Raw genomic sequence first — 23,750 nt, 5'->3', positions numbered from 1 at the left:
ATGAATCCACGCACCCTCGACCAGGCCACCGCCTCGCACGACAACGGTTTCAATCTCGTCCGGCTCGTCTGCGCGACGCTCGTCGTCGTGTTCCATGCCTTCCCGATGAATTCGGCGCGCCCCGGCGCGTCCGACCCCGTCAGCCCCCTGCTCGCGCCGCACACGGACCTCGGCGCGCTGGCCGTCGGCGTCTTTTTCCTGATCAGCGGCATCTTCATCAGCCAGAGCTGGGAACGCGATCCGCACCTCGGCCGCTACGTGCTGCGCCGCGTGGCGCGCATCGTGCCCGGCCTGTTCGTGTGCCTGCTCGTGATGACGGTGCTCGCCGTGTGTCTGTTTTCAGGCACGGGCTGGCGCGGCCTGCTGGACCCGGCGCCGTGGCGCTACATCTTCGGCAATACCGTGCTGCACTGGCTGCGCTACATCATCCCGCCGGAAGAACTGAAACTGCCCGGGGTGTTCAGCGGCGAAACGCTGAACGGTCCCCTGTGGACGCTGTACTGGGAAGGCCGCATGTACGTGGTCGTCGCGCTCGTGGGCCTGTCCGCCGCGCTGCCGCTGCGCACGTGGATGCGCGGCGCCGCGCTGTTCCTGCTGGCGGCGGCGAACCTGTTTCCGGACGTGCTGTCCGGCTATATCTGGGAAGTGCGGCTGTGGTCGCTGTTCCTGACCGGCATGCTGATCCATACGCTGGGACGCGACCTGCGCATCGGCTGGCGCCACGTCGCGTGCGCGCTCGCGCTCGTGGCGCTGGACTGGACCCGCTCGCAGGCCCTCACCCCGAATCCGCTCACATGGTTCGGCATCTTCCTCGTGGCGGGCACGCTCGCGCTCACCGTCGGCACGGCGCGGCTACCGTTCGCCCGCCACCTGCAGCGCCACGATTACTCGTACGGCATCTACATCTACCACTGGCCGGTGCTCCTGGCGCTGCGGACGGCGTTCGCGCCCCTCGGCCACTGGCGCCTGCTGGCGCTGGGTCTCGTCGTGACGGGCGTGCTGGCCGTGCTCAGCTGGCACTTCGTCGAAGCCCCGGCCCTGCGCGCGATCCGGCGCCGGCTGCGCCGCGCGAGCCCGTCCGAGGGAGATCAAAGACAGCCCGCGGGCTTACATCAGGGCTGAATTTCATTACAACTCTGTTAATTTGTGTGGCGGAACCGTAGAGTATAATCTTGCGCTCACTGGGCCTTGCCACTTTATGAAGAACCACCCGACGTACTCTGCCGAGGCGCGGCCTGCCGGGACCGCGCCATGATCTCTCCGCTGATGCTGCGCGGCCTCTGGGCCTACCGCGGCTTCGTGCTGGGCAGCGTCAAGCGCGAATTCCAGTCGAAGTACAGCAATGCGGTGCTGGGGGCGTTGTGGTCCCTGCTGTCGCCGCTCGCGATGATCGTCGTGTACACGGTGATCTTTTCCGAAGTCATGCACAGCAAGCTGCCGGGAGCAGTCGATTCGCACTACGCCTACAGCGTCTGGCTGTGCGCGGGCGTGCTCACGTGGGGCCTGTTCGCGGAAATCGTCGCGCGCGCCCAGGGCATGTTCATCGAGCAGGCGAACCTGATCAAGAAGGTCAGCTTTCCCCGCATCTGTCTGCCCCTCATCATCGTGCTCTCCGCGACGCTCAACTTCGCCATCATCTTCGGGCTGTTCACCGTCTTCCTCGTCGCCTCCGGTTCCTTCCCCGGCTGGATCTATTTGTCGATCCTGCCCGTGCTCGTCGTGCAGGTGCTGCTGGCGATCGGCCTCGGCATGATCGCCGGCGTGCTGAACGTGTTCTTCCGCGACGTGGGCCAGTTCGTCACGATCGCGATGCAGTTCTGGTTCTGGCTCACGCCCATCGTCTATCCCGCCACGATCCTGCCGGCCGACGTGCGTCCGCTGCTGGAGTGGAACCCGATGGCGCGCATCATTGGCGCGTACCAGGCCGTCCTCGTGCAGGGTGCAACGCCCGACTGGCGTTCCCTGTTCCCCGTGTTCGTGCTGGCCGTGGTCCTGTGCCTGTTCGGCCTGCGCCTGTTCCGCCGCCGCGCCGGCGAGATGGTGGATGAACTCTGATGGGCGCGATCGTCGTCACAGGCCTGGGCAAGGCCTATAAACAGTATCCGACGCGCTGGTCGCGCCTGGCCGAGTGGGTCTTTCCCGGCCGCCCGCGCCACAAGCTGAAATGGGTGCTGCGCGACGTGAGCTTTTCCGTCAAGCCGGGCGAAGCCGTGGGCCTCATCGGCATCAACGGTGCCGGTAAAAGCACGCTGCTGAAGCTCATCACCGGCACGACGCAGCCGACGACGGGCACCGTCTACATGGAAGGCCGCGTGGCCGCGCTGCTGGAACTGGGCATGGGCTTCCACCCCGATTTCACGGGCCGCCAGAACGTCTACATGGCCGGCCAGCTGCTCGGCATGACGGTCGAGGAGATCACGGCCCTGATGCCGGAGATCGAGGCGTTCGCCGAGATCGGCGACTACATGGACCAGCCCGTGCGCGTGTACTCGAGCGGCATGCAGATGCGCGTGGCGTTCTCCGTCGCCACCGCGCGCCGGCCCGACATCCTCATCGTCGACGAAGCGCTGTCCGTGGGCGACGCCTACTTCCAGCACAAGAGCTTCGACCGCATCCGCCGCTACCGCCAGCAGGGCACGACGCTGTTGCTCGTCTCGCACGACAAGCAGGCGATCCAGTCCGTGTGCGACCGCGCCCTGCTGCTGGACGGCGGCCGCCTGACGAAGGAAGGCGCACCCGAGGAGATCATGGATTACTACAACGCCCTGATCGCGGAACGGGAAAATGCCACGGTGCGCCTGCAGGCGACGGAGACGGGCAAGGTGCAGACGGTGTCCGGCACGGGCGAGGCGACGGTGGCCGACATCGCCCTGCTGGACGAACACGGCGAGCGCGTGGAAGTCGTCGACGTCGGCGCGTCCGTCACGCTGCAGGTGACGGTCAGGACCAGCGCCGCGATCCCGCGCATGGTCCTCGGCTACATGATCAAGGACCGTCTGGGCCAGCCGATGTACGGCACCAACACGCACTTGAAAGAGCTGCCGCTGGAAGACGTGGCCGCCGGCGAGGAAGTCGTGTACCGCTTCGCCTTCCCGATGAACCTGGGGCCGGGCAGTTATTCGGTGGCGACGGCCATCGTCAGCACCGAGACCCACCTCGTCAACAACTATGAATGGCGCGACCTGGCGCTCGTGTTCACGGTCGTGAACATGCGCCGTCCGTATTTCGAAGGATCGGCCTGGCTCGACCCGGCCGTCGACATCCAACGCACATGAGATTCATCTCCTACGCCCAGAACAACGAGGACGTGCTGCTGTGGCGCGCGCTCGGCCACGTCCGGGACGGCTTCTACATCGACGTGGGCGCCAACGACCCGGTCGAGCATTCGGTCACGAAAGCGTTCTACGACGCCGGCTGGCGCGGCATCAACATCGAACCGCTGCCCGCGCACATCGCCGCCTTCGACGAGCAGCGTCCCGGCGACATCAATCTGGCCGTCGCCGCCGGCAGCGCAGCCGGTACGCTCACCTTGTACGACGTGCCGGCAGTGCGCGGCTGGGCCTCGCCCGACAAGTCGGTCGCCGACCTGCACCGCGCCGAAGGCCACACCGTGGCCGAACTCACCGTGCCCGTGCGCACCTTGGCCGACGTGTGCGCAGAGCACGTGCGCGGCGACGTCCACTTCCTGAAAATCGACGTCGAAGGCTTCGAGGGCGACGTCCTGCGCGGCATGGACTTCGAGCGGTGGCGGCCGTGGGTGCTCGTGATCGAGGCGACCCAGCCGAACAGCCGCGAAACGAACCACGCCAGCTGGGAACACCTGGTCACGAGCCGGCGCTACCGCTACGCGTGGTTCGACGGCCTGAATCGCTACTACGTGGCCGAGGAACATGCGGAACTGCTGGCCAGTTTCGGCATCCAGCCGAACGTGTTCGACGACTACATCTCGCACCACCTGGACAAGGCCTGGGCCGCGAACGGCGAGGCGACGGCAGCGCTGCAGGCGCAGGAGAGGGAGCTCGATGCCGCACGCACGGAACTGCACGACATGATCCAGTTCGCGGAAGCGCTGGAGCTGGAAAAGCAGGACGCGCTGGCCCTGGCCGCGCAGCAGCGGCACGAACTGGCGCAGGTCCAGATGTGGGCGCTCGACCTCGAACAGCGCCTGACGGCAACCCTGAACAGCACGTCGTGGAAGGTGACGCGCCCGCTGCGCATGGCCGGCGCCCTCGTGCAGCGCGTGCGCCGGCCCGGCCTCGCGCGCCGCCTGCTGACGCGCGTGACGAAGAACCAGCGCCTGCGCCGCACCCTGATCCCGTTCCTGCTGCGCCATCCCGCGCTGAACCGGCGCGTGGCCGGCATGCTGCAGGCCGTCAAGGGCAGCCTGCCGCACCCGGTGGTGAACATCGACGTCCCCGAAGAACTCAGGGGCCTGCCGGTCTCGGTCCGCAACGTGCTGACCGACCTGCAGCGCGCCCGCAAGCACACAGGCGGTTGAACCATGCGCATCGTGATCGACTTCGACGACGGCGACGGCCGCATCGACCCCGCGGCCCTGCTGCTCGCCCAGGAACTGATCCGCATGGCCGACGGCCACGAGATCGTCCTGAGCGCATCGAGCCGCGCACACACGGCGGTGGAGACGCTGCGCGCCACGTTCAGCCAGCCACTGCGCACATTCGATTTCCCGAACAATGCGCGCTACGCGGCCGCCGTGCGCATCCACGCGTTCGCCGATCTCGCGCCCGACGTCGTCGTGTCGCTGGGCCGGGCCGGCCGCGTGCGTCCCATGCCGGGCGCGCCGTTTGCGCACGTCGTGTCCGCACCGGGCATGGAGAGCGCCGCCACGCTGTGGACCCGCATCGCGGCCAGCGCCGCCGAAGTGGCGGTGGCGCCGCCCGCGCCGCAAGCGCGGCCGAAACTGGCGTACGTCTCGCCGCTGCCGCCCGTGAAATCCGGCATCGCCGACTACAGCGCGGAACTGCTGCCGGAGCTGGCGAAGCATTACGAGATCGACCTCGTCGTCGACCAGGAACGCGTGGATGACCCGCGCGTGGCCGGCTTCCCGCAGCGGTCTCCCGACTGGCTGCGCGCCAACGCGCATGCGTTCGACCGCGTGGTCTACCACTTCGGCAATTCGCACGCGCACCAGCACATGTTCGAATTGATCCGCGACGTGCCCGGCATCGTCGTGCTGCACGACTTCTTTTTCTCGGGCGTGCTGGACAACCTGGAGAACGAGGGCTACCTGCAGCAGGCGTTCCTGCACGCGCTGTACGAATCGCACGGCTTCCCCGGCCTGCTCGACCACGCCAGGAACGGCCGCCATGCGGCGATCTGGAAGTACCCCGTCAACAAGGGCGTGCTCGATGCGGCCGCCGGCGTGATCGTGCACTCGGATTTTTCGAAGACGCTGGCAACGACCTGGTACGGCCCGCAAACGGCCGCCGGCTGGCGCACGATTCCGCTGCTGCGCGGCCGGCCCGAGGGCAGCATTGGCCCGGACGCGCGCGCGAACGCCCGCGTGCGCCTGGGTCTTGCGCGCGACGATTACGTCGTGTGCACGTTCGGCATGCTGGGCCGCACGAAGCTGAACGACGAACTGCTGGACGCCTTCCTCGCGTCGCCCCTCGCGCTGGACCCGCATTGCAGGCTGGTGTTCGTGGGCGAGAACGACCCCGGCCTGTACGGCGGCGAACTCGTACAGAAGGCGAACGCCGGCGCGGCGAAGGACCGCATCCGCATCACGGGCTTCGTCGACGCGGCGACCTACGCCGACTGGCTGGCTGCCGCCGACTGCGCCGTGCAGCTGCGCACGTCGACGCGCGGCGAGACGTCGGCCTCCGTGCTCGACTGCCTGCTGTACGGCCTGCCCACCGTCGTCAACGCGCACGGCTCCACCGCCTCCATTGACGACGAGCTGCTCGTCAAGCTGCGCGACGACTTCACGGTTCCCGAACTGGCGGACGCGCTCGCGCACCTGCACGGGGACGCCGGCGCGCGCACGGCGCTGGCACAGAAAGCCCTCGCCCACATGGAAGCCGAACATGCGCCGGCGCGCGTGGGCCGGATGTATGTGGACGCCATCGAACACTTCACGCAGCACGGCAGCCAGGCGCATTACCGCCAGGTCGTGCGCGCCGCGGCGCCCGTGTGCCCGGACAATGAACTGGCCCCGCTCGCCGCGGCCATCGCGTTCAACCGCGCGCCGGTCGCACCGCGCCAGCTTCTGGTCGACGTGTCGGCCCTCGTGCAGTCGGACCTCAAGACGGGCATCCAGCGCGTCGTGCGCAGCGTCCTGCTGGCGATGCTGAACGATCCGCCGCCGGGATTCCGCATCGAGCCCGTGTTCTCGCACGGCGGCGGCAACCCGTACCGCTACGCGCGCCAGTTCGCGCTGAACCTGACGGGCACCACCGGCCTCGCGCTGGAAGACGCGCCCGCCGACCTGCGTCCCGGCGACGTGTTCCTCGGCCTCGACCTGTTCACGAACGGCACGTCGCAGAACGAGGCGTTGCTGCGGTCGATGTCGGACCGGGGCGTCGCCATCCACTTCGTCGTGTACGACCTGTTGCCGATGCTGCGGCCGGACGTGTTCCCGTTCGGGACCGAACAATACTTCGGCGACTTCCTGCGCACCGTGCACGCCGTGACCGACGGCGTGATCTGCATCTCGCGCGCCGTCGCCGACGAGCTGGCGGACTGGTACGAGGGACAAGGCCTGCGCCGCCGGCTGCCGCTGCAACTGGGCTGGTTCCACCTGGGCGCCGACATCGACGCGAGCGCCCCGAGCACGGGCATGCCGCCCGACGCCCACGTCGTGCTGAATGCGCTGGCCGCGCGCCCCAGCTTCCTGATGGTCGGCACCGTCGAACCGCGCAAGGGCCAGGCCCAGGCGCTGGCCGCGTTCGAAGCCTTGTGGGAACGCGGTGTCGATGTCAACCTCGTCATCGTCGGCAAGGAAGGCTGGATGGTCGAGCAGCTCGCCGCGCGCATGGCGAATCACCCGGAAAAGGGCAAGCGCATGTTCTGGCTGGCCGGGATCTCGGACGAGATGCTGCTGAAGCTGTATGCCGGTTCGGCGGCGCTGCTGGCCGCGTCCGAAGGCGAAGGTTTCGGCCTGCCGCTGATCGAGGCGGCGCAGCACGGCATCCCGATCATCGCGCGCAGCCTGCCCGTGTTCCGCGAAGTCGCGGGCGACCACGCCTATTATTTCGACGGCCTCGCGCCCGCCGACCTGGCCCGCGCCATCGAGGACTGGCTCGCCCTGCACCGCGCCGGCAACGCCCCCGTCTCGACGGGCATGCCGTGGCTGACGTGGGACCGCAGCGCGCGCCAGGTGATCGATACGGTTATCGGCGGGCGCTGGTATCGCACGCTGCCCGGCACGGACGCGTAAGCGACGATGCGGCCCGCCTGGCGTTTTCCGTTGGCGCTGCTGGCCGCGCTGACCGTGCTGTTCTGCCTGAACCAGCCCATCCTCGGCGGCGACATGCTCGAGTACACGCTCGACACCGTCGCCATCGCGCACCACGGCACGCCCGACATCCGCCTCGATGACATCGCGGCCGTGCGCAAGCTCGTGCCGCAACTGGGCTGGGCGTTCGATCCGCTGGAACAGGACATGCGCAACGGCGTGCAGAACGTCTATCCCGCCTTCGCGCGCGGGCGATCCGGCGACGTCTTTCCGATCCACTTCTTCGGCTATCCCGCGCTGGCCGCGTTACCCTTGCGCGTGTTCGAGGCGACCGGCATCCCGCCGCTGAAAGCGTTCCAGGCCGCGAACTACGCGGCCATCTTCGTGCTCGGCCTCGCGCTGCTGCGCTTCTTTCGCTCGGCGCCGGGCGCGAGCCTCGGCGTGCTGCTGTTCCTCGGCTGCGGCGGCGTGCTGTACATGAACCAGACGAGCCCCGAGTGCGTCGGCGCCGCGTCGCTGCTGGCCGGCCTGCTGTTCTGGCTGGGCGGCGCGCCGCTCGCCGGCGGCGTCATGGCCGGCCTCGCGGCGCAGCAGAATCCCACCATCGTGATGTTCTTCGTCTTCGCGCCGCTGCTGAAACTGTGCGCCGACTGGCGGCGCGACGCGGATGTCAGGACGAACGTGACGACCCAGCTCACGCGCGCGAACATCGCCGGCCTGGCCGCGGGTCTCTCCCTGTTTGCGCTGCCGCCGCTGTTCAATCTCGTGCAGTTCGGCGTCCCCAACATCATCGCGAACAAATTCTCCAACCCGGGGCTCGTCAGCGGCACGCGCCTCGTCTCGTTCTTCTTCGACCTGAACCAGGGCGCGATCGTCGCCCTGCCCGGCGTGGCCGCGGCGCTGCTCGCGTGGGGCTGGCGCCGCCGGTCGGCCGCGACGGCGGCCGTGTGCCTGGCCCTCGTGCTGGCGCTGATCGGGCCCGCGCTGGCCGTCCTGAACTGGAATTCCGGCGCGGCCGGCGTCATGCGGTATGCATTCTGGGCCGGGATGCCGCTCGTGCTCGCGCTGCTGCTGCGCGTGCGCACGCACGGGCGCTGGCCGCCGCTGCTGGCGCTGTGGCTGGTGCTGGCGCAGGGCGCGGCGATGGTCAATGCGAGTCGTTACTCGTACGTGGAATTCAGCCCCGCCGCCCGCTTCGTGCTGGCCCACATCCCGGAACACTACCACCCGGAACCGGAAATCTTCGCGGAACGCATGGCGGGCAACGACGACTACATCCACCCGGACAAGGTCTATGTCTACCGCCCGGCCGGCCTACCGCCCAAGGCACTGTTCAACGCGACCAATCCCCGCGCAGGAGAACAGCTGTGCGGCCCGGGCCGGACGCTGGCGCCGGGCAATCGCATCGTCAAGAGCGCCCAGACCTGGCGCTACCTCGACGGCGAACCGCGCTGCATGCCGGCGCGCTAGGTGCGCTTTCGAACAGTTCACCCCAAACGTGCGCCCTAGAATTCCATCATCGAGCTCCATCGTCTGGAGCGAAAGGATGGCGCGATGGTGATGGGCCCGGACAAGGAAGAGGTATTCAGGAAAGGACTGGAGGAGCAAGGCGGCGGCCAGAGCTTCGGCGTGCGCGCCGACGGCGAGATCGAGGGCAATGCCTACGAGCCGATGGGCAGCCCCGGCGTCAACCACTGGCAGGCCACCTACATCAAGCGCGATGGCTTGCAAGACCGCGGCAACATCTTCTTCGCCGCCGTCGAGATGACGCGCATGCCGATGGTCATCACCGATCCGCGCCAGCCGGACAACCCGATCGTGTTCTGCAACGGTGCTTTCCTCGATCTCACGCAGTACAAGGAAGACGACGTCGTCGGCCGCAACTGCCGCTTCCTGCAGGGTCCCGAGACGGACCGCCGCACGGTGGACGAGGTGGGCAAGGCCGTCGGTGAACAACGCGCCGTCGCCGTCGACATCCTGAACTACAAGGCGGACGGCACGCCGTTCTGGAACGCCCTGTTCATCGGCCCGATCTTCGACCAGGACGGCCAGCTGCTGTATTTCTTCGCGTCGCAGATGGACATCACGGAGCGCCGCACGAGCCAGGAATCGCACCTGCAGGCGCAGAAGATGGAAGCCATCGGCCAGCTCACGGCCGGCATGGCGCACGACTTCAACAACCTGCTGCAGGTCATCAACGGCAACCTGGAAGTCGCGCTGATCAGTCTCGACAAGCCGGACATGGCGCGCGGCGCACTGGAACGGGCGCAGCGCGCGGCGATGCGCGCCGGTAAACTCACCCAGCAGCTGCTGACGTTCGCACGCAAGCAGCGGCTGGAACCCAAGCCCGTCAACATCAACACCCTCGTCGTGGAATTTTCCGAAATGCTCGTGCGCACGCTGGGCGACAAGGTCGACCTGCGCCTCGACCTGCGTCCCGGCCTGCCGCTGTGCCACCTCGACCCGACGCACCTGGAGATGGCCCTGCTGAACGTGTTGATCAACGCCCGCGACGCCATGCCGGAAGGCGGCACCGTCACAGTCGGGACGGCCATCGTGCGCGGCGAAGAGCGCATCCCCTACGTCGACCTGTGCGTGGTGGATAAAGGCATCGGCATGCCGCCCGAGGTGCTGCAGCGCGCGACGGAGCCCTTCTTCACGACCAAGGGACCGGGCACGGGCCTCGGCCTGGCGATGGTCCACGGCTTCGTGCAGCAGTCGCACGGCCGCCTGGAAATCGACAGCAAGCCGGGCGAAGGCACGACGGTGCGCATGATCTTCCCCGTGGCCGACAACGGCCAGGACGGTGCCGGCGGCACGGGCCCGGACCAGGACGCCGCGCCGCCCGACGCGGACGACCTGGCGGGCAGCCGGCCCAGCGTGCTCGTCGTCGAGGACAACGACGACGTGCGCGAACTGGCCGAGAGCGTGCTGGGCATGGCCGGCTACGCGGTCCTGGCGGCCGCCAGCGGCGAACAGGCGCTGGATCTGCTGCGCGAGGGTGCGCGCGTCGACCTGCTGTTCACGGACGTGATCATGCCGGGCGGGATGAACGGGCTGCAGCTCGTCGATGAAGTCCGGCGGCTGCGTCCGCGCGTGCCGGTGCTCGTCACGACGGGCTACATGGACGAGTTGCCGGAACGCGGTCAGGGCCAGCGTCTGAATATCCTCGCCAAGCCGTACAAGCATGGCGATCTGCTGGAGCGGGTGGAGGCGGCGCTGGGGACGTAGCGTGGACGGCTATGCCGTCCACGCTACTGCTTGGGGAGTCCGCCGAGCAGCGCCGCCAGCTTCGGCTTCGGCTTGCTCGATGCAGCCGGTGCCGCGGACGTGTCCTTGCGCGGGGCCGCCGCCGGTTCGTACGGCTTGAGGAACCACGGATCGATCTTCTCGCGGCGCGGCGCGCCGTAGCTGCGCGGGCCGCGGTCGGTGCGCTCGGCACGCTCGCCACGCTCGGCGCGCGGGCTGTCCGATTCGCGGCGGCCGCCGCGGCGGTCGCCCGGGCGCTCGCTGCGCTCGACGCCGCGCGACGGGGAGAATCCCGTCAGCTCGCCGCGCGTGATGGTCTGCTTGATCAGCTTCTCGATGTCGACCAGCAGGCGCTCGTCCTTGTCCGAATACACGGACAGCGCATCGCCCGTGGCGCCGGCGCGACCCGTGCGGCCGATGCGGTGCACGTAGTCCTCGGCGTTGTACGGCAGGTCGTAGTTGATCACGCACGGCAGGTCGGTGATGTCGAGGCCGCGCGCCGCGACGTCGGTCGCGACGAGCACGTCGATCTCGCCGTTCTTGAAGGCGTCCAGCGCGGCGATGCGTTCCTGCTGCGTCTTGTCGCCGTGGATGGCGGAGGCCTTGATGCCGGCCTGCTCGAGGTAGCGCGCCAGGCGCGACGCGCCGATCTTGGTGTTCGAGAACACGAGGACCTGCTTCAGGTCGCGCGCGCGGATCAGGTGCTCGACGACGTTGCGCTTCTGCTCTTCGTCGACCTTGTACAGCACCTGGGTAATGGACGTGTTCGTGGCGTTGCTGCGCGCGACTTCGATCGTCAGCGGGTCGTTCAGGAAACTCGACGCCAGCTTCTTGATCTCGGGCGAGAACGTGGCCGAGAACATCAGGTTCTGGCGCTTCTTCGGCAGCAGGTTGATGATGCGCTGCAGGTCGGGCAGGAAGCCCATGTCGAGCATGCGGTCGGCTTCGTCCATCACGAGCATCTGGACCTGGGCCAGGCTGATGTTCTTCTGCTCCACGTGGTCGAGCAGGCGGCCCGGCGTAGCGATGACGATCTCGACGCCGCGGCGCAGGATCTCGGTCTGCGGCTTCATGTCCATGCCGCCGAAGACGACGGTGGAGCGCAGCGGCGTATGCTGGGCATAGGCCTTGACGTTCTCGGCGACCTGGATCGCCAGTTCGCGCGTCGGCGTCAGCACCAGGGCGCGCACGGCATGGCGCGCCGGCGACATGCTGGTATTGGCATGCGGCAGCAGCAGCTGGATGATCGGCAGCGAGAAACTCGCCGTCTTGCCGGTGCCGGTCTGGGCCGCGCCCATGACGTCGCGGCCCTGCAGGACGATGGGGATCGCCTTGGCCTGGATCGGGGTCGGATGGACATAGCCCTGGTCCGACAGCGCACGCTGGATCTCAGGCGCGAGGCCGAAATCGGCAAAGCGCACGGTCGGCGCGCCGCCATCTTCAATGGTGGTCGGTGTTTCAGACATGTTTTCTTTCGGGCAGTGAATCGTTGCGTTCTACGGCCGGGCTGCTGCCTGGGAGGGCCAACGCGGGAAAACCGGGGTGACGGGACGCGCTTCGCGCGGGCTTGGCCGGGAGCGGCGGCTTTGGCTGACGTAGAGAATCTAAATCGCGCTCAAGGTTACCTCAAATCGTACCCCCTGTATATGAAATCCGCGTTTTTGGCGGCAAATTGCAATCTTTTCATCAGCCGTTCTTTACCTGGCTTTACTCCGCTTTACATATAGAAACCTTCAGTTAGGCCGATAATTTACTCAATAAAACATTCCGCTTAGCAAAGGATTCCATCATGGTAGCGAGCATCAGCAGCAGTTCCGGCGGCCTGTCCAAATGGGCCGATTCCGTCTTCTCCAAACTGGATACGAAGAACCAGGGCTACATCGAGAAAAGCGACCTGCAGAGCGCGCTGTCGAGCACGGATGGGAGCACCACGCAGTCGAGCGACATCGACGACGCCTTCGGCGCCCTCGACGGCGACAGCGACGGCAAGGTCACCAAGAGCGAGCTGACGGATGCGATGACCAAGCTGTCCGACCAGCTGAACGCTCAGTTCGATGCAGCGCGCGTCAACGGCGGCGGCATGCGGCCGGACGGTCCCCCGCCGGGTCCGCCGCCGTCCGAAGATGCCCAGGATCAGGGAAGCATCGACGCCGCCAGCGGCAGCGACAGCACGCAAGGCACGCGCGGCGCCGGCGGTCCGCCGCCGGGTGGCCCGCACGGCCCGCGCGGCAGCGGCGGCGCCGACTCGGCCGACTCCACCGACAGCACGAGCAGCAGCACGGCCGAAGCGGCGGATGCCGACGGCGACGGCACCGTCAGCGCGCAAGAGCAGGCGGCGTACGACGCGAAGCAGGCAAGCGAAACCGGCGAGTCCACCGGCAGCGCGACGTCCAAAACCCACCACGAACGCGATCCGATGCGCGAATTCGCCCATGCGCTGCAGTTACTGAAGGCATATTCCGACGACAGCGACACGGCGTCGACCAGCAGCAGCGTCAGCGTCGCGGCCTGACTCAGGATGTGATCAGGCCGTGCTCGTCGAGCACGTCGTGCAGCAGCTCCAGCCGGATCATCGGATTGTCGAGCATGAGCATGCTCTGCTTCTGGTGATTCGGCAGCGGCAGCAGCTCGCACCAGCGGTTGGCCACCCAGCCGCAATCGTCCAGGCGGAACGGCGGCTGCACGGGCCAGCGGCTCTGCGGCACGTCGTGCAGCGACGCGAGCACGCGGTCGAGCGCGTCGGCCGCCCCTTTCAAATCGGACGGGATGCGCACGATATGGTCGTCTTCCAGCAACTCCGCCTCGGCCATCCACAGGCCGTTCGTGCGGCGTTCGCTTTCCAGGACGTTAAAACGCGCACCGCCGCGGCACACCACCTGCAGCAGGCCCGGCGTGGATGCCGTCGTGTCCTGCACGGACGCCAGTGTGCCCGCGGGTGCGAATTTTTCCTGCCCCTGCGGGGTGCGCACTTCCTGGCCGTGCGTCAGCAGCACGACGCCGAACGGCTCGTCTTCCGTCAGGCAATGGCTGATCATGTCGAGGTAGCGTACCTCAAAGATCTGTAGCGGCAGCACGCCATCCGGAAACAGGACCGTGCTGAGCGGGAACAGGGGTAACGTGATCGTGGCCATGCGCGCATGATGACAGATTCGCCGCGCGGGACGGAGCACGATTGCGCGCCGTTTCAGTCGCCCGGGCCGACGATCGGCAGGGTACGCACGGCCTCGGCCAGGACGCGCAGGCGCCACCCCAGGCGCGCCCAGCCGGGATCGGGATGAGTCCCCACGCGCACCGTGACGGCATGGCCGGGCGCCGCGTCGCAGGCATACACATAGTCGCCGGCCTGCTCGAACGGCAGGCGGAACGCATGGCCCGGCAGCACGAGCACTTGGCCGAACACGTGCGGCGCGATGTCGCGGTTATGCAGCAGCAGGACGTCGCGCACGCCCAGGGTCAGGCGCACCTCGGCCGGTACCAGGCCCGCTTGTTCCCCGCGCAGGACCGCGGCGCCGCGCGGGAACTCGAACGTGCGCTCGCGCGTCGGGTAGCGCACGGGCGCGAGCGCGGCCCACAGCAGGACGGCGACGAGGGCCAGCGCGGCACCCCAGCGCACGCGCTGCAGCAGGCTCATCGTGGAGAAGTGGAAAGGCATGGGCATGGCGTAAAACGCTCATTGTAGCCGGACCGTTCGCCGCCCTGTTGTGCGCCGATTCCGGCCATACACCGGTATCCTGTCATGACGGCGCGCTTGCCATGCCGGCAATGGACCATTGCCACCTTTTCCCTTGTCGAGTACAGCGTACTGCCTTCATGCCGCGTCCAGACCCATCGTCCATTCCATCCAACAGCTCTTCGCCGCGCAGCCCGGTCCACCTTCCCCTGCTCCTGGCCGCGCTCGCGTTCCTCGCCGCGCTGATCGTGACCTATATGGTGGCCGGCAACGCACAGCGGACCGCGGCGGGCGAACTGGCAGGTAATTTCAATTTCCGCGCACGCGACATGGCCGCCAGTATCGACCGGCGCCTGGACGTCTACGAGGAAGTGCTGCTGGCCACGAGCGGCTTCCTGCGCGGCTCGGTCGAGATCGACCGCGGCGCATTTGCCGAGTACTACGAGCTGCTGCGCCTGAACGAACACTTCCCCGGCATCGAGGCGCTGGGCATCGCCGCGATCATTCCGCCCGGCCGGCTCGACGCGCACGTCGCGGCCATGCGTGCCGAAGGCTTTCGCGACTATGCGGTCAAGCCGCCCGGGCCGCGTCCCGTGATCACGTCGATCACCCGCATCGAACCGTTCTCCGGGCGCAACCTGCGCGCCTTCGGCTACGACATGTTCAGCGAGCCGTCGCGGCGCACGGCGATGGAGCAGGCGCGCGATACCGGGCACGCGGCCGCCACCGGCAAGGTCGTGCTGGTGCAGGAAGGCGGTCATGGCGGCCAGCCCGGCTTCCTGATGTACGTGCCCGTGTACGAGGCCGGCCTGACGCACGACTCGGTCCCGGCCCGGCGCGCCGCCATCATCGGCTGGGTGTACGCGCCGTTCCGCATGAGCGACCTGATGCGCGGACTGGGCGGCGAGCATGCGGACGACCTGCAGGTCGAGATCTACGATGGCCTCGCGCCCACCGCGGACGCCCTGCTCTACCGGTCTTCCCGTGGCGGCCCCGTCAGCCGCAAGCCCCTGCTGAGCTACCAGACGACGGTCGACAGCGCCGGCCGCACATGGACCGTCGTCCTCCACTCGGCGCCGCGCTTCGAGGAGGCGCTCGACCGCCGTACGACGCTCGCGATCACGCTCACTGGCATTGGCCTGGGCATCCTGCTGGCGCTCGTCGTGTGGCTGCTCGCCTCCGAGCGCCGCCGCGCGCTGCAGCTGGCGCAGGGGATGACGGTGGAGCTGCGCGCGTCGCGCGACCGCATCGACGCCGAACGCGAACGCGTCCGCCTGATCCTGCAGACGGCGTACGACGCCTTCATCGCGGTGGCGCCCGACGGCCGCATCACGGACTGGAACCTGCAGGCCTGCAAGCTGTTCGGCTGGCGCGAGGACGAGGCGGTGGGGCACGACGTGCTCGACCTCCTGATCCCCGCACCGGAGCGCGAGGAGTGGCGCGACTGCCTGGCGCACTTCGCGCAGAGCGGCGCCTGCGCGATGCTGACGGGTCCTACGGAAACGACGGCGCTGACGCGCGACGGCCCCGCGATCCCGGTGGAAGTCGCGATCACGCCGCTGGCGACCAGGCAAGGCTATGGCATCACGGCATTCGTGCGCGACATCCGTCCGCGCAAGGAGGCGGCGGAGCGCGAGCAGCAGCGCCAGCAGCGGCTGGAGGAAGCGCGCGCCGCGCTGCTGCGCTCGCAGAAGCTGGAGGCCGTCGGCAAGCTGACGGGCGGCGTGGCGCACGACTTCAACAACATCCTGCACATCATCAGCGCCAACGTCCAGCTGATGCTGCGCAGCGACGACAATGGCCGCAAGCGCCTCCTGAACATCCTCGACGCCGTCGAACGGGGCAAGAAGCTGGCCGCCCAGCTGCTCGCCTTCGCGCGGCGCCAGCCGCTGCACCCGAGCGTCGTCAACCTGGCGCAGCTCATCGAACGCATGGACACGCTGCTGCACCGCGCCGTCGGCGACAGCGTCGCGATCCGGTTGACCATCGCGCCCGACCTGTGGAACGTCCTCGTCGATCCGAACCAGCTGGAAAACGTGCTGCTGAACCTCGTGATCAACGCGCGCGACGCGATGGAGGGCGGCGGCAATGTCACGATCACGCTGGCCAATGCGACGATCGACCCGGCCGACCCACTGGCCTATTCCGGCATCCGTCCCGGCGAATTCGTCACGATCGCCGTCAGCGACACGGGCAGCGGCATGCCGCCCGACGTGATGGAGCGGGCTTTCGAACCGTTCTTCACGACCAAGCCCGAGGGCAAGGGCACGGGCCTGGGCCTGTCGATGGCGCACGGTTTCGTCAAGCAGAGCGGCGGCCACATCCGGCTCGCGAGCAGGGAGGGAGAAGGCACGACCGTCACGATCTACCTGCCGCGCGCCCTGCAGGACACGCCCGATCCCGCCTTCGCGCCCGTGCCGCACTGAGTATCTGGTATCACCACCGCAGGAGAAGTTTTGAGCAATACCGACCAACACCACGCCGACGCCCTCGACGCCGTACCGCGTGCCCCGGGTTTCGACCTGTCCATCGCCTTCCTCGCGCAAGGCTACGAGTTCATGCCGCGCCGTTACGCCGCCCTGGGCAGCGACATGTTCGCGACCCGCCTGATGCTGCAGCGCGTGCTGTGCGTGCGCGGCGAGGACGCCGGCCGCATGTTTTACCAACCCGGCCGCTTCACGCGCCGCCACGCGCTGCCGGCGACGACGATGGCCTTGCTGCAGGACTTCGGCAGCGTGATGGCGCTCGACGGCGAAGCGCACAGGAAGCGCAAGGCCATGCTGATGTCGCTGTTCGGGCCCCTGGAGCGGCAGCGCCTCGTCGGCCTGGCCGCGGCCGAATGGCGCACGCGCTTCGCGCAATGGACGGGCAATTCGCAAATCGTCATGCACGACGCCGCGCAGGAAGTGCTGTGCCGCGCCGTGTGCCACTGGGCCGGGATTCCGGTCAGCGCGGCGGAAGCGCAGGAGCGCACGCGCGAATTCGCGCGGATGATCGCCGGCGCCGGTTCGGCGGGTCCGCGCAACTGGCGCGGCCACCTCGCGCGCGTCCGCACCGAGCAATGGGCGCGCGCCCTCGTCGACGCCGTGCGCGCCGGCCAGATCCAGCCGCCGTTCGACAGCCCGCTGAACGTGATCGCGCGCCACCGCGACGCCAATGGGGAACTCATGCACCGCAAGCACGCGGGCGTGGAACTCATCAACCTGCTGCGCCCGACGGTGGCCGTGGCGCGCTATATCGTCTTCGGCCTGCTGGCGCTGCACGAACACCCGCAATGCCGCACGCGCATCGCCTCAGGCGACGATGCGTACGCGACGTGGTTCATGCAGGAAGTGCGGCGCTACTACCCGTTCATCCCGGCGATGGGCGGCCGCGCCCTGCATGCCTTCGACTGGCGCGGGATGCATGTGAAGAAAGGGACGTGGGTGCTGTTCGATCTGTACGGCACGAACCACCACCCCGGGATCTGGGGTGACCCGGCCGTGTTCCGGCCGGAGCGCTTCGACCGCTGGCAGAGCAGCGGCTTCGATTTCGTGCCGCACGGCGGCGGCGACCATTACTCGGGCCACCGCTGCCCGGGCGAATTCGTCACCGGCGACCTGGTGAAGTCGGCCCTGCAGCTGTTCGCCGGCGAGATCGCCTACGATGTGCCGCCGCAGGACCTGACGGTGAGCATGCGGCGGATTCCGACCTTGCCGGCGAGCGGGTTCGTGATCAAGAACGTGCGGCCGGTGAATACCTGACGCACTCAAACGACGTCATCCCCGCGCAGGCGGGGATCCAATTTTGTTTGCGTCTCGACGACGCCTGAAACTTGGGTTCCCGCCTGCGCGGGAACGACGGTTTTGAGGTTTCGTATCGCGATGGTCAGCGTACGAGGCGCCCATCCAGCACGCGCACGCGTTCGCCATTGCGGAAGCGCGGCGCGCCCTTCTCGGTGAACGTGCGATAACCGCCGGCCGCCATCTTCACACGCACGTCCGTATAGGTTTCTGCCTTCATGTTGCGCTCGATGCGGTTGCCGGCATAGGCGCCGCCCACCGCGCCCGCCACCGTGGCGAGCGTGCGGCCGCGGCCGCTGCCGACCTGGTTGCCCAGCAGGCCGCCGACGACGGCACCGCCCACGCCACCGACGCCGCTGGCGCGCTCGGGTTCACGTTTGTACGTATGGTTCGAGACGACCGTGGCGCAGTTGCGGCACTGCGCTTCGGCGCGCGGGTGGTGGTCGGGTGCGGCCTGGGCCGCGAATGGCGCGGCGAGGACTGCGGCGACGAGGGCGGCACGGGCCGTATGACGGATCGAAAATGCTTGCATGGTGTTCCCCTTACATATCGTTGTAACAAACATGTGTACAGAGTAACGGTCATGCCCGGATGTGGAAAGAGTGAAACAGTATCAATTGCAAGTGAGTGTAACCGCCCAGTTTTGGTGCAATATGGAATGATGCTTGCCATAAATACGCTATTCTGTCTTTTTGATGCAACTTTTCGGTGCCACATTGCGAAAGTTTCTCTATAGTACTGACATGTGATTATTTGAAACAATTTACAAAAGACGGGGCGTCACCGCCGGCCTTCGTCATCCCATGTCCACATCCATGTCGTCACGTACCCTGCCCGTCATCGTCTGCACCGCCATACTGGCCTGCCCCACCGTGGCGTTCGCCGGCGCGGACACGGACACTGGCGACATCCGTACGCTGAGCACGATTCCCCTCGAGGAACTGATGCAGATGCGGGTCGTGACGGCCGCCTCGAAATTCGCCCAGCCGATCAGCGATGCGCCATCGTCCGTGGTCGTGCTCACGGCGTCCGACATCCGCGACCATGGCTGGCGCACGCTGGCCGACGCGCTGGCCACGCTGCCCGGCCTGTACGTGACGAACGACCGCAACTACACGTACCTTGGCGCGCGCGGCTTCCTGCGTCCGGGCGACTACAACAGCCGTTTCCTGCTGCTGGTCGACGGCATGCGCATCAACGACGCCGTGTACGACCAGGCCCTCATCGGCACCGAGGGCCTGATCGACATGGACATGGTCAAGCGCATCGAATTCGTGCCCGGCCCCGGCTCGGCCGTGTATGGCTCGAACGCGCTGTTCGGCGTGATCAACGTCGTCACGCGCGACGGCAGCGGCATGTCCGGCATCCAGGGCGCCGTCACCGTGGCCGGCCAGGGCGAGCGCAAGGCCCGCACCAGCTACGGCTGGCATGGCCAGAACGGCGCCGACCTGCTGCTGTCCGCCAGCGCCTTCAACCGCACGGGCCGCGACCTGTATTACCCGGAGTTCGACACCCCCGAGACCAACGGCGGCATCGCCCGCCACCTCGACTGGGACCGCGCCCAGAACTTCCTCGTCAAGGGCAGTTACGGCGGCGTGACGCTGTCGGCGAGCCACGTCGCGCGCACCAAAGGGGTCCCGACCGCCTCGTTCGGCGCCGTCTTCAACGCGCCCGACAGCACGCGCGACACGCAGACGAGCATCGGCGTGGCGTGGAACCGCCAGCTCGCACCGGCGCTGGCGCTCGCGGTGCAGCTGCAGTCGGGCCAGGCCGATTATCGCGGCCCAGGCTGGTATCCGGACACCGAAGGCGTGCCGCGCCTGAACATCGACGGCGCCCACGCGCGCTGGTACGACGCCAGCGCGCATGCGACCCTGACGAACCTGCCGGGCCAGAAGATCGTGATCGGCGCCGAGCTGGGTCGCGATGCGCACCGCGACCAGGTCAACTACAACGAGCAGCCCTACGAATTGCTGCTGCAGGACCACCGCGACGCGATGCGCCGCGCCGTGTTCGTGGAAGACGAGATCCGCCTGCCGGCCGGCTTCCTCGTCAACGCCGGCGTGCGCTACGACAACCGCGAAGACCCGGAGATGCATCGCTTCAGCCCGCGTGTGGCCGTCGTGTACAAGGCGACGCCGGCCGACACCGTCAAGCTGATCGCGGGCAGCGCCTTCCGCGCGGCCAACGCCTACGAGATGTATTACGCGCTGCCGGACATGGCGGGCGGCCTGCTCCCCAACCCGAACCTGCGCCCGGAAAAGATCGCGACGCGCGAACTGGTGCTGGAACACATGCTCGCGGGCGGCGGCCATGCGACGCTGTCGCTGTTCCGCTACGCCGTGGACGACCTGATCAGCCAGCAGATCGACCCGGGCACGGGCATGCTCATCTTCCGCAACATCGACCATGCCGACGCCCGCGGCCTCGAGGCCGCGCTCGACCGCGACTTCGGCGCCGTGCGCCTGCGCGCCAGCTATTCCTGGCAGCTGGCACGCGGCACCGGCGGCGTACCCCTGATCGATTCCCCGCGCCACCTGGCCAAGGCGAACCTCACGGCGCCGCTGGGCTGGCGCGGCGGCCGCGTCGGCGCCGAGCTGCTGTGCAGCGGCAAGCGCCTGGCCGACCAGGGCGCGGCCGGCGGGTACTGCGTCGCCAACGTCACGCTCTCCGCGCTGCGGCTGCTGCCGCGCGCCGAGCTGTCGCTCTCCGCCTACAACGCCACCGGCAAGCACTATGCCGACGTGGCCGGCCCCGCATTCGTGCAGACCGCGCTCGCGCGCGAAGGCCGCACGCTGGCCGCGAAACTCGACTGGCGGTTCTGACGATGGTCCGCGCCCTCTCCTTCCTTGCGATCGTAGCCGGCCTGGGCCTGGCGGCCGGCATGTGCCGCGCCCAGGTCGACGGCAAGGACCTGAAGGCGGCGTACATCTTCAACTTCGCCATGTTCACGACCTGGCCCGATGCCGCCGGCAAGGGGCCGCTGTTCGTGTGCACGAATCCCGACAACCCGCTCTGGTCCGGGCTGAACGCCCTGAACGGCAAGCCGGTCAACGGCCGACCCTGGACCGTGACCGAACTCGCGCATCCGAAAGCCGCGCGCTGCGACATCGCCGTGCTGCCGCGCGCCATGGAGCGGCCGGCGCTGCTTACGGGGGGCGTGCTCGTCGTGCGCGACGGTGCCGGCAGCAAGGCCGCCATCACGCTCGTCGAGGATGATGAACACATCCGCTTCGACATCGACACGCAGGAAGCGGCGAAGAGCGGCCTGCGCTTTTCGTCCCACCTGCTGCGCCTGGCGAGGAACGTGCTATGAACCCGACGACGGCACGCCGCACCGGGGAACTGAGCCGCATGCTCGGCAAGGGCCAGCTGCTGGCCGCGGCCGCCGCGCTCGGCGTGGCCTGCTGCATCCTGCTGGCTTACCAGTTCGTCGCGCTGCGCCGCAATCTCACCGACGACCTCACCGTGCAGGCCGCGATCATTGCCGACAACGTCGCGGCCACGCTGATGTTCCACGACCAGGACGCGGCGCACGAGATGCTGCGCTCGTTCCGCCACTCGTCGTTCCTGGCCGCTGCCACCGTGTACGACCGCCAGGACGTCGAATTCGCCGCATACCGCAACGGCGCCGTCGACGACACGCCGTCGCTGCTGCGCGACTGGACGCTGTTCACGCCGCTGTCGGTGGCGCGTCCCATCCGCTATCGCGGCATGGCGCTGGGCCGGGTCGTGCTGACGGCCGACACGGTCGGCATCCGCAACGGCCTGCTGCGCTACGGCGCCCTGCTGGCCCTGGCCTCGCTGGGCGCGCTGGTGACGACGTGGGTGCTCACGCGCCGCTCCAAGGCGCGCATGCGCCGCGCCGAATCGCAGCTGAAGCACCTGGCCTACACGGACACCGTGACCGACCTGCCGAACCGCCGCTGCACCTACGAGGCGCTGGAGCTGGAAATCGCCATGCGCACGGAAAGCGGCGGCCGCATCGGCCTGCTCTTGATCGACCTCGACAACTTCAAGGTCGTCAACGACACGGCCGGCCACGCCGCTGGCGACCGCCTGCTGCGCCAGGTCGCGAGCGTGCTGCGCGCGACGGCACGCCCCAGCGACCGCATTGGCCGCATCGGCGGCGACGAATTCGCCGTCATCGTCGCCCCGCTCGAGGATGCGGCCGAGCTGGAACGCGTGGGCCAGCGCATCGTGGCCGGCCTGCGCCAGCCGCTGCAGGTCGAGGGCCAGGAAGTGACGCCCACGGCCAGCATCGGCGCCTGCGTGTTCCCGGACGACGCGCACACGATGAGCGAACTGCTCAGCAACGCCGACGCCGCCCTCTACCGCGCCAAGGGCAAGGGCCGCGACACGGTGGCCGTGTTCGAGCGCGAGATGATCCTCGCCACGCAGCGGCGCGCTCGCCTGGACCGCGACCTGCGCCGCCACCTCGAGGCCGGCCTGCTGGAACTGTGCTACCAGCCGCAATACGCCTGCGGCTCGCGCAAGATGGTCGGCGTGGAAGCGCTGCTGCGCTGGCCGCATCCCGACCAGGGTTATATTTCGCCGGCCGAGTTCATTCCCATCGCCGAGGAAAGCGGCTTGATCGTCGAAGTCGGCAAGTGGGTGCTGGAACGCGCCTGCCGCGACGCCGTCGCGTTATACCGGCAGACCGGCACGTGGCTCAGCATGGCCGTCAACGTCTCGGCGCGCCAGCTGCGCGACCGCGACTTCATCGGCGTCGTCGAGCGCACGCTGGCGCAGACCGGCCTGCCCCCGGACCGGCTCGAACTGGAGCTCACGGAAAGCATGCTGATGGAAGACCTGGACGGCGCCGTCGATTTCATGCACAACGTGCGCGCGCTGGGCGTGCGCCTGTCGATCGACGACTTCGGCACCGGCTATTCGTCGCTCGCCTATCTGCAGACCTTCCCGATCAACCATCTCAAGATCGACCGCAGCTTCGTCCGCCTGCTGCCCACGTCCGGCACGACGATCGCCGGCGCCGTGATCGCCCTCGCCCACGGTTTCAACCTCACCGTGGTGGCCGAGGGCGTCGAGGAACCCGAGCAGTTCGAATGGCTGCGCCAGGCGGGCTGCGACTACGTGCAGGGCTACCTGCTGGCGCGTCCGCTGCCGCTGGCGGCGCTGCGTGCGCGCGTGCTCGAGGAGCGCGTGCCGGCCGCCTGAGCCGCGTTCAATCCGGCGCGGGCACGTCCACGATCAGGCGCGGATCGAGCGCCCGGATCCGCGGCTCGACGTAGTAGCCGCCCGCCTCCACATAACGTAACGCGCAGCGCCCGCACACGGTGCATTGCATCACCTGAGCGCGGTTGTAGGGATAGTGGCGCGGCGCGATCGGCGCGTCCGCCGACCAGGACGTCGTGCCATCCGGATGGTACTCGGCGAACGTGGGTTCGCCGTACGGATCGTCGACGAGCGTCCCCACCGTGCGCATGTGCGACTCCGGAAAATCCACCGGCACGCGCGTCCATTCCCGATAGGTGTCGATGGCGCAGGCGCACGGCTGCGTCACGGCGGCCGAGGCGTCGGCGAGCGATTTCAGTTCATCCACGGTCATCGAAAGCTCCATAGCTGCGGGTCCGATTCCGGCAACAAACCGTGCCGAACATCAAGCCTTACG

Annotated in this window: 18 protein-coding genes; 13 read left to right on the top strand and 5 right to left on the bottom strand. The window is 68.2% G+C overall.

All coding sequences use genetic code 11. The features are described 5' to 3' along the window. The 7 genes from P0M04_RS13485 (at position 1) to P0M04_RS13455 (ending at position 10,648) form a co-directional block, all read left to right on the top strand. Positions 1-1,122, top strand: a complete 1,122-nt coding sequence (locus P0M04_RS13485; protein WP_259449769.1) for an acyltransferase family protein — start codon at positions 1-3, stop codon at positions 1,120-1,122. Between the two features lie 129 nt (positions 1,123-1,251). Then, complete coding sequence (locus P0M04_RS13480; RefSeq protein WP_281042412.1) at positions 1,252-2,055, top strand: ABC transporter permease; 804 nt, start codon at positions 1,252-1,254, stop codon at positions 2,053-2,055. After that, positions 2,055-3,275, top strand: a complete 1,221-nt coding sequence (locus P0M04_RS13475) for an ABC transporter ATP-binding protein (RefSeq protein ID WP_259449768.1) — start codon at positions 2,055-2,057, stop codon at positions 3,273-3,275. The genes P0M04_RS13480 and P0M04_RS13475 overlap by 1 nt, the downstream gene beginning before the upstream one ends. Then, positions 3,272-4,498: an FkbM family methyltransferase gene (locus P0M04_RS13470; RefSeq protein WP_259449767.1), complete on the top strand. Its 1,227-nt coding sequence runs from the start codon at positions 3,272-3,274 to the stop codon at positions 4,496-4,498. The genes P0M04_RS13475 and P0M04_RS13470 overlap by 4 nt, the downstream gene beginning before the upstream one ends. 3 nt (positions 4,499-4,501) lie before the next feature. Beyond that, positions 4,502-7,399, top strand: a complete 2,898-nt coding sequence (locus P0M04_RS13465) for a glycosyltransferase (protein ID WP_259449766.1) — start codon at positions 4,502-4,504, stop codon at positions 7,397-7,399. A 6-nt stretch (positions 7,400-7,405) separates the two neighbouring features. Beyond that, complete coding sequence (locus P0M04_RS13460) at positions 7,406-8,887, top strand: hypothetical protein (RefSeq protein ID WP_259449765.1); 1,482 nt, start codon at positions 7,406-7,408, stop codon at positions 8,885-8,887. A gap of 84 nt (positions 8,888-8,971) precedes the next feature. After that, complete coding sequence (locus tag P0M04_RS13455) at positions 8,972-10,648, top strand: ATP-binding protein (protein WP_259449764.1); 1,677 nt, start codon at positions 8,972-8,974, stop codon at positions 10,646-10,648. A 23-nt stretch (positions 10,649-10,671) separates the two neighbouring features. Here the strand turns inward: P0M04_RS13455 and P0M04_RS13450 are convergent, their stop codons facing one another. Beyond that, positions 10,672-12,132 carry a DEAD/DEAH box helicase gene (locus tag P0M04_RS13450; RefSeq protein ID WP_259449763.1) on the bottom strand — a complete coding sequence of 487 codons (1,461 nt, stop codon included), beginning with the start codon at positions 12,130-12,132 and terminating at the stop codon, positions 10,672-10,674. Between the two features lie 323 nt (positions 12,133-12,455). Between P0M04_RS13450 and P0M04_RS13445 the strand changes: the two genes are divergently transcribed. Continuing rightward, positions 12,456-13,178: an EF-hand domain-containing protein gene (locus P0M04_RS13445; protein WP_259449762.1), complete on the top strand. Its 723-nt coding sequence runs from the start codon at positions 12,456-12,458 to the stop codon at positions 13,176-13,178. A 1-nt stretch (position 13,179) separates the two neighbouring features. On the opposite strand, the gene P0M04_RS13440 is transcribed toward P0M04_RS13445, so the two are convergent. Together P0M04_RS13440 and P0M04_RS13435 are read right to left on the bottom strand one after the other, a co-directional pair. Next, positions 13,180-13,797 carry an LON peptidase substrate-binding domain-containing protein gene (locus tag P0M04_RS13440; RefSeq protein WP_259449761.1) on the bottom strand — a complete coding sequence of 206 codons (618 nt, stop codon included), beginning with the start codon at positions 13,795-13,797 and terminating at the stop codon, positions 13,180-13,182. 53 nt (positions 13,798-13,850) lie between these two features. Beyond that, entirely contained in the window at positions 13,851-14,324 is a 474-nt protein-coding gene (locus tag P0M04_RS13435; protein ID WP_259449760.1) for a cupredoxin domain-containing protein, read from the bottom strand. A 152-nt stretch (positions 14,325-14,476) separates the two neighbouring features. On the opposite strand from P0M04_RS13435, the gene P0M04_RS13430 reads away from it, so the two are divergent. Both P0M04_RS13430 and P0M04_RS13425 read left to right on the top strand, forming a co-directional pair. Further along, on the top strand, positions 14,477-16,762 hold the full coding sequence (locus P0M04_RS13430; protein ID WP_259449759.1) for a CHASE domain-containing protein: 2,286 nt from the start codon (positions 14,477-14,479) through the stop codon (positions 16,760-16,762). A 30-nt stretch (positions 16,763-16,792) separates the two neighbouring features. Then, positions 16,793-18,079 (top strand): cytochrome P450, encoded by a 1,287-nt coding sequence (locus tag P0M04_RS13425; protein WP_259449758.1) that lies wholly within the window; start codon positions 16,793-16,795, stop codon positions 18,077-18,079. A 124-nt stretch (positions 18,080-18,203) separates the two neighbouring features. Here the strand turns inward: P0M04_RS13425 and P0M04_RS13420 are convergent, their stop codons facing one another. Beyond that, complete coding sequence (locus P0M04_RS13420; RefSeq protein WP_259449757.1) at positions 18,204-18,650, bottom strand: glycine zipper 2TM domain-containing protein; 447 nt, start codon at positions 18,648-18,650, stop codon at positions 18,204-18,206. Between the two features lie 271 nt (positions 18,651-18,921). Between P0M04_RS13420 and P0M04_RS13415 the strand changes: the two genes are divergently transcribed. From P0M04_RS13415 to P0M04_RS13405, 3 genes are read left to right on the top strand one after another with little or no spacing between them, the layout of a single operon-like run. Beyond that, positions 18,922-20,943: a TonB-dependent receptor plug domain-containing protein gene (locus tag P0M04_RS13415; RefSeq protein ID WP_259449756.1), complete on the top strand. Its 2,022-nt coding sequence runs from the start codon at positions 18,922-18,924 to the stop codon at positions 20,941-20,943. Positions 20,944-20,945: 2 nt separating this feature from the next. Next, positions 20,946-21,434, top strand: a complete 489-nt coding sequence (locus P0M04_RS13410; protein WP_259449755.1) for a YfiR family protein — start codon at positions 20,946-20,948, stop codon at positions 21,432-21,434. Further along, a complete protein-coding gene (locus tag P0M04_RS13405) occupies positions 21,431-23,296 on the top strand; it encodes a putative bifunctional diguanylate cyclase/phosphodiesterase (RefSeq protein ID WP_259449754.1) in 1,866 nt (621 codons plus the stop codon). The genes P0M04_RS13410 and P0M04_RS13405 overlap by 4 nt, the downstream gene beginning before the upstream one ends. A gap of 7 nt (positions 23,297-23,303) precedes the next feature. Here P0M04_RS13405 and P0M04_RS13400 read toward each other — a convergent pair whose 3' ends face one another. After that, positions 23,304-23,687, bottom strand: coding sequence for a hypothetical protein (locus P0M04_RS13400; RefSeq protein WP_259449753.1), 384 nt, complete (start codon positions 23,685-23,687; stop codon positions 23,304-23,306). Between the last annotated feature and the right edge of the window lie 63 nt (positions 23,688-23,750).

This window comes from Telluria mixta, from assembly GCF_029223865.1.
Classification (GTDB): domain Bacteria; phylum Pseudomonadota; class Gammaproteobacteria; order Burkholderiales; family Burkholderiaceae_D; genus Telluria; species Telluria mixta.
This window is presented reverse-complemented; position numbering and strand designations above follow the sequence as displayed.